The sequence below is a fragment of the Pseudarthrobacter enclensis genome (genome assembly GCF_001457025.1).
In the GTDB taxonomy this organism is placed as follows: Bacteria; Actinomycetota; Actinomycetes; order Actinomycetales; family Micrococcaceae; genus Arthrobacter; species Arthrobacter enclensis.
Genome location: NZ_KQ758600.1, coordinates 77,270 through 88,908 on the forward strand (window position 1 = coordinate 77,270; position 11,639 = coordinate 88,908).

Consider the following 11,639-nt stretch of genomic DNA (forward strand, 5'->3'; position numbering starts at 1 on the left):
ATTAGAATAGTGCGGTGACTTCCAGCAATGATTCGTTTGTCCACCTGCACACCCACACCGAATATTCCATGCTGGATGGAGCTGCCCGCCTGGGGGAGCTGTTCGACGAGACCGAGCGCCTTGGCATGCCGGCGCTGGCCACCACTGACCACGGCTACCTCTTCGGGGCCTTCGACTTTTGGCAGAAGGCCAAGGCCAAGGGCATCAAGCCCATCATCGGCGTCGAAGCCTACGTAACGCCCGGGACCGCCCGCGGCGACAAGGAACGCGTGCGCTGGGGCGAGGAATCCCAGCGCAAGGACGACGTCTCCGGCGGCGGCTCGTACACCCACATGACGCTGCTCAGCTACAACAACGTGGGCATGCGCAACCTGTTCCGCGCCTCCTCCATCGCGTCCCTGGACTCGGTGTTCGGCAAGTGGCCGCGCCTGGACCGTGAACTGCTGAACACCTACTCCGAAGGCCTCATTGCCACCACCGGCTGTCCTTCCGGCGAGGTCCAGACGCGGCTGCGGCTGGGACAGTACCGCGAGGCCCTCGAAGCCGCGGCAGAGTTCCGTGACATCTTCGGGGCCGAGAACTACTTCTGCGAACTCATGGACCACGGCCTGGACATCGAACGGAGGGTCACCGGCGACCTTCTCCGGCTGGCCAAGGACCTCAACCTGCCGCTGGTGGCCACCAACGACCTCCACTACACCCACGAACACGACGCCAAGGCGCACGAGGCCCTGCTGGCCATCCAGTCCGGCTCCACGCTCCTGGAACCCACCTACGACAACGGCGGGTCCCGGTTCGCGTTCTCCGGCAGCGGCTACTACCTGAAATCGCCCCGCGAAATGCGGGAGCTTTTCCGTGACCACCCGGACGCCTGCGACAACACCCTGCTGATCGCCGAGCGCTGCGAGGTGTCCTTCAACACCGACGCCAACTTCATGCCGCGGTTCCCCTGCCCGCCCGGGGAGGACGAAACCTCCTGGCTGGTCAAGGAAGTGGACAAGGGCCTGCAGTACCGGTACCCCAACGGCGTTCCGGACGAGGTCCGCAAGCAGGCCGACTACGAACTCGGCGTCATCACGTCCATGGGCTTCCCCGGCTACTTCCTGGTGGTGGCCGACTTCATCAACTGGGCCAAGAACAACGGCATCCGCGTGGGTCCCGGCCGTGGCTCCGGTGCAGGCTCCATGGTGGCGTACGCCATGCGCATCACCGACCTCGATCCCCTCCGCCACGGGCTGATCTTCGAACGGTTCCTCAACCCGGACCGTGTTTCCATGCCCGACTTCGACGTCGACTTCGATGATCGGCGCCGCTCCGAGGTCATCGACTATGTGACGCGCAAATACGGTGACGAGCGCGTGGCCATGATCGTCACCTACGGCACCATCAAGACCAAGCAGGCGCTCAAGGACTCCTCCCGCGTGCTGGGCTACCCCTTCAGCATGGGCGAACAGCTGACCAAGGCGCTGCCGCCCGCGGTGATGGCCAAGGACATTCCCCTCGCCGACATCCAGAATCCGGACGCCAAGCGGTACAGCGAGGCAGGCGACTTCCGGCAGCTGATCGCCACCGACCCGGAGGCGGCAAAGGTCTTCGAGACCGCGCTGGGCATCGAGGGCCTGAAGCGCCAGTGGGGAGTGCACGCCGCCGGCGTGATCATGTCCTCGGACCCGATCATCGACGTCATCCCCATCATGCGCCGTTTCCAGGACGGCCAGGTGATCACCCAGTTCGACTACCCGACGTCCGAGGGCCTGGGCCTGATCAAGATGGACTTCCTGGGCCTGCGGAACCTGACGATCATTTCCGATGCGCTTGAGAACATCAAGATGAACCGCGGCATCGACCTGGACCTGGAGAACCTCGAACTCGACGACGCCGCGTCCTACGAATTGCTGGCCCGCGGTGACACCCTGGGCGTGTTCCAGCTCGACGGCGGACCCATGCGGTCCCTGCTCAAGCTCATGAAGCCTGACAACTTCGAAGACATCTCGGCTGTGCTCGCGCTTTACCGGCCGGGTCCCATGGGCGCCAACGCCCACACCGACTACGCCCTGCGCAAAAACGGCATCCAGGAAGTCATCCCCATCCACCCGGAACTTGAGGAGCCCCTCAGGGAGATCCTCGGCGGCACCTTCGGCCTGATCGTGTACCAGGAGCAGGTCATGGCCGTGGCGCAGAAGCTGGCCGGCTACTCGCTTGGCCAGGCAGATATCCTCCGCCGCGCCATGGGCAAGAAGAAGAAGTCCGAACTGGACAAGCAGTTCGCCGGCTTCTCCCAGGGCATGCAGGACAACGGCTATTCGATGGAAGCCGTGAAGACCCTCTGGGACATTCTGCTCCCGTTCTCCGACTACGCCTTCAATAAGGCCCACTCGGCAGCGTACGGGGTGATCTCCTACTGGACGGCATACCTTAAGGCGCACTACGCCCCGGAGTACATGGCCGCGCTGCTTACGTCCGTGGGCGACGACAAGGACAAGTCCGCGATCTACCTGAACGAATGCCGCCGCATGGGCATCACCGTGCTCCCGCCGGACGTCAACGAATCCGCGTTGAACTTCACCCCGGTGGGCAATGACATCCGCTTCGGCATGGGGGCCATCCGCAACGTCGGCGTCAACGCCGTGGAAGCCATGGTGGCGGCCCGCGAAAGCGAAGGTGCCTTCACCTCGTTCAAGGACTACCTGATGAAGGTCCCCGCGGTGGTCTGCAACAAACGGACCATCGAATCCCTTATCAAGTCAGGGGCCTTCGATTCGCTCGGCCACCACCGCCGCGCCTTGGCGATGATCCATGAAGAGGCCATCGATTCCGTCATCACCCTCAAGCGCAATGAGGCGATCGGCCAGTTCGACCTCTTCGCCGGGTTTGAGGAGGCGGAGTCCGAGGCCTCCCTGAGCATCGAGATCCCGGACCTGCCCGAATGGGAAAAGAAAGACAAACTGTCCTTCGAACGCGACATGCTGGGCCTCTACGTCTCCGACCACCCGCTCCAGGGCCTGGAAGGGCTGCTGAGCCAGCACGCGGAGATGAGCATCACCACCATCCTGGGCGAGGACGGCCCGCAGGACGGTGCCATCATCACCATCGCCGGCATGATCACGTCTCTGAGCCGGCGCATCGCCAAAGCGAGCGGCAACGCCTATGCCCGCGCCGAGGTGGAGGACCTGGGCGGTTCCATCGAGGTGATGTTCTTCGGCCAGGTTTACGGACCCATCGCCTCCGTGCTGGCCGAGGACCTGATCGTGGTGGTCAAAGGCCGGCTGCAGAAGCGTGATGACGGCGCCATCACCCTGAACTGCATGGAACTGTCCGTCCCGGACCTCAGCGAGGGCCTGAACGGGCCGCTGGTCATCACCATGCCCACTCACAAGGCCACCGAGGCAGTGGTCACCGAGCTGGGCGACGTGCTGCGCACGCACCGGGGCAACTCCGAAGTCCGGCTGCACCTGCAGGGCGACACCCGCACGGAAATCATGGGCCTGCCCGTCCACCTGCGGGTGAACCCCAGCCCGTCGCTGTTCGGCGACCTCAAGGTCCTGCTGGGCCCGGCCTGCCTGGACGCCTGAACCAAACACCTCGCAAAGACGCGGACGACGGCGGGAAGCACCTCCCGCCGTCGTCCGCGTCTTTCATGCCGGGCTGGTTGCGCCGGGGTCAGATTTCGTAGTCAAGCGGCATCGGCTGCCCGTAGGCGCCGCCGTGGTAGAGCAGGGGCGAGCCATCGCCGCCTACCTGGCCGTCGACCACCTGGACCACCACGACCGCGTTGTTCTCGAACGACAGGCGCATCTGCACCTCGCCGATCAGCCATCCGGCAACGTCCTTGAGCACGGGCACCCCGTGCGGGCCGGTTTCCCAGTGATCGCCCTCGAACCTGTTCCCGGCGCCAGAGAAACGGGCGGCCAACTGCTGGTTTTCCAGGCCCAGCATGTGCACCCCGAGGTAGGTGGTATTGGCCACCGCGGGCCATGACCGGGAACTGCGGGCCATGTTGAAGGTGAAGCGCGGCGGCCGTGCGGAGAGCGATGCCACGACGGTGGCCGTGAAGCCGTACGGCTCGTCCTGGTAGTTCACCGTGATGATGGCCACTCCGGCAGCATGGCGCCGGAACATCTCCTTGAACGTCCGTTCGAACGGCGCGTTGTCTTCGGTCACCCGGAACTCCTGAAACTGGACGGATTACTGCTTTCCCCTAAGCCTATTGTCCGCCCGCGCCGGCAAGGCAACAGCGGCAGGGGCCCGCAGCCCGCGGTGTGTCCGCAGGAACAACTGTTAAGGTTTGTGGCATGACGATTCTCTCCCGCCGGGACCTGCCGCGCCTGCCGTGGCTCCTCTTCGCCGTCCCCGCGGCCGCCGGAATCCCGGCCGGAATCCTGTGGTGGGTCCTGGCGCCGGGCGGGCTGAACCTCATCACGCGCGACCCGGCACTTGCCACCGGCTCCAACCCGTCGGTGTGGCTGCCGCGGGACCTGACCCTGGCGGGCCTGATGATCCTTGCGGGATGCCTCCTCGCCGTCTTCGTGGCGGACCGGCGCCGGGCCAGGCCGGAAGCGTCGGTTGTCCTGGCGCTGGCCGGCGCGCTGGCGGGCAGCCTTCTGGCCTGGCAGGCGGGCATGCTCGCCGCCAGGCTGTGGGGCGCCCCGGTGGACGCCTCGATGAACGCCAGCATCGCGTTCTCGCTGCGCGCCCTGCCGGTCCTGCTGGTCTGGCCGGCAGCCACCGCCATTTCGGTGTTCGTGCTGGAGCTGCTGGACCAGCTGGGCCGCAAACCGGACGTGGCCGGGCATCCCGCGGCGGACCCGGCTTCCGGCAGAGGCCGCAACGCCCCGTAAAATGGACCGGTGACCATTTCATCGGAGTTTCCTGCCACCAATGCCACTGCCGTGAACTTCCGGACTGTCGACGTCCGGGGCCGGAACTTGACCCTCGCCGGACTGAGGGCTGCGGTTCCCCGTGCACAGGGCCATACGGTGGCGGACGCCGAGGAGAAGGTCCTCGACATCATCGCCGCAGTCCGGGAACGCGGCTTCGAAGCCCTCGCCGAACTAGCGCAGCGGTTCGACGGGGTGGACCAGGCGCACCCGCGCGTCCCGGCTGACGCCATTGCGGCCGCCCTGGAGGCTCTGGACCCGGCGGTGCGCCGCGCCCTGGAGGAATCCATCCGGCGGGCCCGGGTGTTCGCCGACGGGCAGCGCCCCCGCTACGTGGACGTTGAACTTGGCGACGGCGCCGTGGTCAGCCAGAACTGGGTTCCCGTGGGACGGGTTGGCCTCTACGTTCCAGGCGGCCTGGCCGTGTACCCGTCGTCGGTAGTGATGAACGTGGTGCCCGCGCTGGCAGCCGGCGTGGAATCCATAGCCCTCGCCTCGCCGCCGCAGAAGGAATTCGGCGGCCTGCCGCACCCCACCATCCTTGCTGCGGCAGCCCTGCTGGGAATCACCGAGGTCTACGCCATCGGCGGGGCCCAGGCCATCGCCTCGTTTGCCTACGGCCTGCCGGCCACTGACGCCGGCCCGGCGCTGGAACCGGTGGACGTGGTGACCGGTCCCGGCAACATCTTCGTGGCCACCGCCAAGCGCCTGGTCAAGGGTGTCGTGGGAATTGACTCCGAGGCCGGCACCACGGAGATCGCCATCCTTGCCGATTCCACCGCCCAGCCCGCACTGGTCGCCGCCGACCTGATCAGCCAGGCCGAACACGATCCCCAGGCGGCATCCGTCCTGATCACCGATTCCGAGGACCTTGCCTCCGCCGTGCGCGCTGAGCTTGACCTGCAGGCGGCCGCCACCAAGCACTCCGACCGGGTCCGGCAGGCGCTCTCCGGCCCCCAGTCGGGGGTGGTCCTGGTGGACGGCCTGGACCAGGGAATCGCCGCGTGTGACGCCTACGCGGCTGAACACCTGGAAATCATGACCGCCGATGCCCCTGCCGTCGCGGCCCGGATCCGCAACGCGGGCGCCATATTCGTGGGGGACTACAGCCCGGTCAGCCTGGGCGATTACTGTGCAGGTTCGAACCACGTGCTGCCCACCAGCGGAACGGCGGCGTTCTCCTCCGGGCTCAACGTCACCACTTTCCTGCGCGCCATCCAGGTGGTGAACTACAGCCGGGACGCCTTGGCCGAAGTCAGCAGCCACATCGTCAGCCTCTCGCGGGCGGAGGACCTGCCGGCGCACGGCGACGCCGTCACGGCGCGGTTCCGGGAAGCCGCGGCAGGCGCCTGAAACCAGGCTTCATTACTACATGTAGTTGCGCGGTTACTACATGTAGTTGCGCGGTTACTACATGTAGTAATGACAGGCTTGTTATTCGGTGCCCGGCGGCCGTAAACTGGACTACGCCCGGGCACCGGACCGCGCCGGGCTGCGAACCTGCACTTATTGGGCACTGCGAGGAGGGGCACCATGTACTGTCCGTTCTGCCGCAATCCCGACTCCCGGGTGGTTGACAGCCGGATGGCGGACGACGGTTCGTCCATCCGCCGGCGCCGGCAGTGCCCCGAATGCGGCCGCCGGTTCACCACTGTGGAAACAACCAGCCTCTCCGTTATCAAACGGTCAGGTGTTGGCGAGCCGTTCAGCCGCAGCAAGGTGATCAACGGCGTCCGCAAGGCCTGCCAGGGACGCCCTGTCAGCGAAGACGACCTCGCCATGCTGGCGCAGGAAGTCGAAGAACAGATCCGCGCCTCCGGGGCTGCAGAGATCGACGCCCATGAAGTGGGCCTGGTCATCCTCGGACCGCTGCAGAAGCTGGATGAGGTTGCGTACCTGCGTTTCGCGAGTGTCTACCAGGCCTTCGAATCCCTGGAGGACTTCGAAGCCGCCATCGCGGTGCTCCGCCGGGAAGCGGCCGAAGGTTCCACCACCGTGGCTGCCGGCAAGCGCAACCCGCAAAAGTCCACCCTCTAGTCTTCCGGCGGCAGCTGCGGAGGGGAAGCCGCAGCTGCCGCCGGTATCCATTGGCAGGCCACAGCAGGCCGTGAGCCCTAAACGCAGAACGCCCTTCCGCGGGGAAGGGCGTTCTGCGTTTAAGAGGCCGGGCGCACTGTGGCCGCCGGCCTATTTCGCCAGCTTGTGCTGCAGCGCGATCTCCACTGCCGCACCAACGATCCCTGCCTCGTTCCGGAGGACGGCCGGGACGATGGGGGTCCGGAGCTTGAGGTTGGGCAGGTACTCGTCGGCGCGCTTGGAGATGCCGCCGCCCACAATGAACAGTTCGGGGGAGAACAGGAACTCGACGTGGGAGAAGTAACGCTGCAGCAGCACACTGTACTCGTCCCAGGACAACCCGTCCCGTTCGCGCGCCACCGCCGACGCCTTGGTCTCGGCGTCGAACCCGTCGATTTCCAGGTGGCCCAGCTCCGCGTTGGGGACGAGCTTGCCGTCGAAGATGAACGCCGAGCCGATTCCCGTGCCGAGGGTGATCACCAGGACCGTCCCCTTCACGCCTTCACCCGCGCCGTAGCGGGCTTCGGCCAGGCCGGCAGCATCGGCGTCGTTAATGACCTCCACCGGGCGGCCCAGACGGGCGGTGAGCAGGGCGTCGATGTCGGTGTCGAGCCAGCTCTTGTCCACGTTCGCGGCCGAGTGCACCACACCGTGCTGGATGATGCCGGGAAAGGTAACGCCGATAGGTGAACCGGCCGCAGGGGCTTCCGGGCGGGCCGAGAGTTCAGCCACCACCAGGGCAACTGCTTCGGCCACCGCTTCCGGAGTTGCCGGCTGCGGGGTGGGCACCCGGAACCTGTCGCCGAGCAGTTTGCCCTTCTTCAGGTCGACGATGCCGCCCTTGATTCCCGTGCCTCCGATGTCGATGCCGATCAGCGGGGCATTCTTGTGCGACTTTTCGTCCTTCTTGGCCAATGGGTTTCCGTTCGTGGCTGGGGCGGGCAGGGAGCCGGGCCGGTGCGCCCGGTGATGCGGAGCGTTCAGACGTCCGCGTCGGGTCAGGGCAGGGTCAGGATTTCGGCGCCGGTCTCGGTGACCAGCAGCGTGTGTTCGAACTGGGCGGTGCGTTTGCGGTCCCGGGTCACCACGGTCCAGTCATCGGCCCACATGTCCCATTCCACGGTGCCCAGGGTCAGCATGGGTTCGATGGTGAAGACCATGCCGGCCTGGATCACGGTGTTGTAGGCAGGGGCGGCATCGTAGTGGGGGATGATGAGCCCGGTGTGGAAGGCTTCACCCACGCCGTGGCCGGTGAAATCGCGCACCACGCCGTAGCCGAAGCGCTTGGCGTAGGACTGGATGGCGCGGCCGATGACGTTGATCTCACGGCCGGGGGCCACGGCCTTGATGGCCCTGTTCAGGGACTCCCGGGTCCGTTCCACCAGCAGCCGGGATTCCTCATCCACGTCACCCACCAGGAAGGTGTAGTTCGTGTCGCCGTGGACGCCGTTGATGAACGCGGTGATGTCGATGTTGATGATGTCGCCGTCCTGCACCACGGTGCTGTCCGGGATGCCGTGGCAGATCACCTCGTTCAGCGAGGAGCACAGCGACTTCGGGAAGCCCCGGTATCCCAGGGTGGACGGGTACGCGTGGTGGTCCAGCAGGAACTCGTGGCCCACCTTGTCCAGCTGGTCCGTGGTGACGCCGGGCTGGATGTGCTTTCCCACTTCAACAATGGCCTGCGCCGCGATACTGCCCGCAATGCGGATCTTCTCGACCGTTTCGGCGGATTTCACTTCCGAGCCAGTGAATTTCGCGGGGGCAGGCTTGCCCACGTACTCCGGGCGCGGGATGGACGCCGGGACGGGAAGCTGCGGGCTGACGGCGCCGGGGGTGAGGGTGCCGATGGGTGCAGTCGAGGCGAGGGAAGGCATAGATTGATCATATAAGGCAGCACAGAACGCCGAACAACCGCCGGGCCGGGCCGGCAGGCGCGGGAATCAAGGTTACGCGGACCGCGCTCCGGCCCACCGGCAGAACGAAGGAGCAGCGATGCCCGAGTACTGGTACAACGTCAACACCCATGAGGTGGAAGAGGACCGGCTCTCCGACTGGAGCCAGCTGATCGGCCCGTACAAGACCAGGGAAGAAGCCGAGCACGCCATCGAAAAGGTCCGCGCCCGCAACGAGGCCTGGGAAAAGGACGACGACGACTGACCGGAGGGTGCGCGGCTAGAAGGAGTGTTCCGGGCCGGGGAACTGCCCGGACCGGACGTCCTCGCCGTAGGCCGTGGCGGCCTCCATGAGCGTACTGCGCAGGTCCGCGTACTGCTTGACGAACTTCGCCATCCGGCCGCCGCGGAGGCCGGCCATGTCCTGCCACACCAGCACCTGGCCGGTGGTTTCCTTGCCCGCCCCGATGCCCACCGTGGGGACATCGACGGCGGCGTCCACGGCTGCGGCCGTTTCGGCCGGGACCATTTCCATCAGGACGCAGAACGCGCCCGCGTCGGCGAGGGCCACGGCGTCGTCGATCAGCCGCCGGGCATCATCTCCGCGGCCCTGCACCCGGTAGCCGCCCAGGGCGTGTTCGCTCTGCGGCGTGAAACCGATGTGGGCCATGACCGGGACGCCGGCCTGGACCATGGCCCGGACCGTCGGCGCGTAGAAGGCGCCGCCTTCGATCTTGACCGCGTGGGCCAGCCCTTCCTTCAGGAACCTGACGCCGGTGGCCACTGCCTGCTCGGCCGAGACTTCATAACTGCCGAACGGCAGGTCCGCCACCACCAGGGCGCGCTTGGCCGTCCGGGCCACTGCACGGCACAGGGGGAGCAGTTCATCCACGGTGACGGGCAGCGACGTCTCGTTGCCGAACACATTGTTGGACGCGGAGTCACCCACCAGCAGGACCTCGATGCCGGCGGCGTCGAAAATCTCCGCCGTGTACTGGTCGTAGGCCGTCAGCATGGCAAAGCGCGTCCCCTCCCGCTTGGCCTGCTGGAGGTGGTGGATGCGGACTTTGGCGGGCTTCCGTTCGGGGGCTTGCCCCTGCGGGGCCGGTCCGTTGCCGTAGGGGGCGGGTACTTCGGTGGACGCGCGGGATTCGGAGCTGTTGGAGGCCATGGGATGAGCGTAGTGCGGTACCGGCCGTCCTAGCTACCGCGGTGCCCACCGCCTGCCGGTGATTACTGTCATAGCCGGGCGGGGCGGAATGCGGGAGCCCCAGGCCCGGTGCCTGCTGCAGCGGCAGCAGGCACGCCAGGTTAATGCTGTGTTACGCACGGCGCAGGGTCACGCATCGGTGCCGAATGCTTAGTACAGTGTTTGTGAACTGCTCCCGGCGTCCCCTTTTGCCTGGCCCCGGAGCATGGACGTTGACCGGAGAAGAGGCCTTCATGGACCGCCAGCAAGAATTTGTCCTGCGCACAATCGAAGAGCGCGACGTACGTTTCGTGCGCCTGTGGTTCACCGACGTCGTGGGTTCGCTGAAGTCCGTGGCGCTGGCACCGGCCGAGGTGGAGGGCGCCTTCGAGGAAGGCCTCGGCTTCGACGGATCCTCCATTGAAGGCCTGGCCCGCGTCTTTGAGTCGGACATGCTGCTGCAGCCGGACCCCGCAACCTTCCAGATCCTGCCGTGGCGTGGCGAGACCGAGCAGACCTCCCGCATGTTCTGCGACATCCTGACACCCGACGGCGAGCCCTCCACCGCCGATCCGCGCAACGTCCTCAAGCGGACTCTTGCCAAGGCCGCGGACATGGGATTCACCTGCTACACGCATCCCGAAATCGAGTTCTACCTGCTCAAGTCCCAGGAACCGGGCCCGGACGGCGCGCCGGTCCCGGTGGACGAGGGCGGCTACTTCGACCACGTCCCCGGCGGCGTGGCCCAGGACTTCCGCCGCACCGCCGTCACCATGCTGGAATCGGTGGGAATCTCGGTGGAGTTCAGCCACCACGAGGGCGGTCCCGGCCAGAACGAGATCGACCTGCGCTACGCTGACGCGCTGCAGACTGCGGACAACATCATGACCTTCCGCACGGTCATCAAGGAGGTGGCCCTGCAACAGGGGACCTACGCCACCTTCATGCCCAAGCCGTTCACCGCCCACCCCGGTTCCGGCATGCACACGCACTTCTCGCTGTTCGAAGGCGACAGCAACGCATTCTTTGAAGCAGGTGCGGAGTACCAGCTCTCCAAGACGGCCCGCCAGTTCATCGCCGGGATCCTCAAGCACGCGCCGGAATTCACCGCCGTCACCAACCAGTTCGTGAACTCCTACAAGCGGCTGTGGGGCGGCGGCGAGGCGCCCAGCTACCTCAGCTGGGGCCACAACAACCGCTCTGCCCTGGTCCGCGTGCCCCTGTACAAGCCGGGCAAGGGCCAGTCTGCCCGGATCGAGTACCGCGGCATCGACTCGGCCGCCAACCCGTACCTCGCCTACGCCGTGCTCCTGGGCGCCGGCCTCAAGGGCATCGAGGAGGGCTATGACCTTCCGGCCGCCGCCGAGGACGATGTCTGGTCGCTGAGCTCCGCGGAACGCCGGGCCATGGGGCACGATCCCCTGCCCGCAAGCCTGCACGACGCCATCCGGACCATGGAGGACTCGGAACTGATGCCGCAGATCCTGGGCGAGCAGGTGTACGAGCACTTCCTGCGCAACAAGCGCGCCGAGTGGCAGGATTACCGGCTGCAGGTGACGCCCTACGAGCTGCAGCGCAACCTCGGCATTCTCTAGGCAGCCG

Annotated in this window: 10 protein-coding genes; 6 read left to right on the top strand and 4 right to left on the bottom strand. The window is 66.4% G+C overall.

What is annotated here, in order from left to right; genetic code table 11:
• Positions 1-14 precede the first annotated feature (14 nt).
• A complete protein-coding gene (gene dnaE / locus AS031_RS05040) occupies positions 15-3,572 on the top strand; it encodes a DNA polymerase III subunit alpha (RefSeq protein ID WP_058267058.1) in 3,558 nt (1,185 codons plus the stop codon).
• A gap of 88 nt (positions 3,573-3,660) precedes the next feature.
• Here the strand turns inward: dnaE and AS031_RS05045 are convergent, their stop codons facing one another.
• The gene (locus AS031_RS05045; RefSeq protein WP_058267059.1) at positions 3,661-4,161 is read right to left on the bottom strand and encodes a flavin reductase family protein; all 501 of its coding nucleotides are present in this window, start codon (positions 4,159-4,161) and stop codon (positions 3,661-3,663) included.
• A gap of 131 nt (positions 4,162-4,292) precedes the next feature.
• Between AS031_RS05045 and AS031_RS05050 the strand changes: the two genes are divergently transcribed.
• The 3 genes from AS031_RS05050 to nrdR all read left to right on the top strand — a co-directional run bounded on the left by AS031_RS05050 (position 4,293) and on the right by nrdR (position 6,914).
• Entirely contained in the window at positions 4,293-4,838 is a 546-nt protein-coding gene (locus AS031_RS05050) for a hypothetical protein (RefSeq protein WP_058267060.1), read from the top strand.
• A 9-nt stretch (positions 4,839-4,847) separates the two neighbouring features.
• Positions 4,848-6,230: a histidinol dehydrogenase gene (hisD, locus tag AS031_RS05055; RefSeq protein WP_058267061.1), complete on the top strand. Its 1,383-nt coding sequence runs from the start codon at positions 4,848-4,850 to the stop codon at positions 6,228-6,230.
• Positions 6,231-6,410: 180 nt separating this feature from the next.
• Entirely contained in the window at positions 6,411-6,914 is a 504-nt protein-coding gene (nrdR, locus tag AS031_RS05060) for a transcriptional regulator NrdR (protein WP_058267062.1), read from the top strand.
• A gap of 150 nt (positions 6,915-7,064) precedes the next feature.
• Here nrdR and ppgK read toward each other — a convergent pair whose 3' ends face one another.
• Together ppgK and map are read right to left on the bottom strand one after the other, a co-directional pair.
• Positions 7,065-7,868 (bottom strand): polyphosphate--glucose phosphotransferase, encoded by an 804-nt coding sequence (ppgK, locus tag AS031_RS05065; protein WP_058267063.1) that lies wholly within the window; start codon positions 7,866-7,868, stop codon positions 7,065-7,067.
• An 83-nt stretch (positions 7,869-7,951) separates the two neighbouring features.
• Positions 7,952-8,830 (bottom strand): type I methionyl aminopeptidase, encoded by an 879-nt coding sequence (gene map / locus AS031_RS05070; protein WP_058267064.1) that lies wholly within the window; start codon positions 8,828-8,830, stop codon positions 7,952-7,954.
• Positions 8,831-8,948: 118 nt separating this feature from the next.
• On the opposite strand from map, the gene AS031_RS19765 reads away from it, so the two are divergent.
• Positions 8,949-9,113 (top strand): SPOR domain-containing protein, encoded by a 165-nt coding sequence (locus AS031_RS19765; protein WP_141688760.1) that lies wholly within the window; start codon positions 8,949-8,951, stop codon positions 9,111-9,113.
• Positions 9,114-9,128: 15 nt separating this feature from the next.
• Here AS031_RS19765 and panB read toward each other — a convergent pair whose 3' ends face one another.
• Positions 9,129-10,019, bottom strand: coding sequence for a 3-methyl-2-oxobutanoate hydroxymethyltransferase (gene panB / locus AS031_RS05075; RefSeq protein ID WP_058267065.1), 891 nt, complete (start codon positions 10,017-10,019; stop codon positions 9,129-9,131).
• Between the two features lie 272 nt (positions 10,020-10,291).
• On the opposite strand from panB, the gene AS031_RS05080 reads away from it, so the two are divergent.
• Positions 10,292-11,632, top strand: coding sequence for a glutamine synthetase family protein (locus tag AS031_RS05080; protein WP_058267587.1), 1,341 nt, complete (start codon positions 10,292-10,294; stop codon positions 11,630-11,632).
• Positions 11,633-11,639 lie beyond the last annotated feature (7 nt).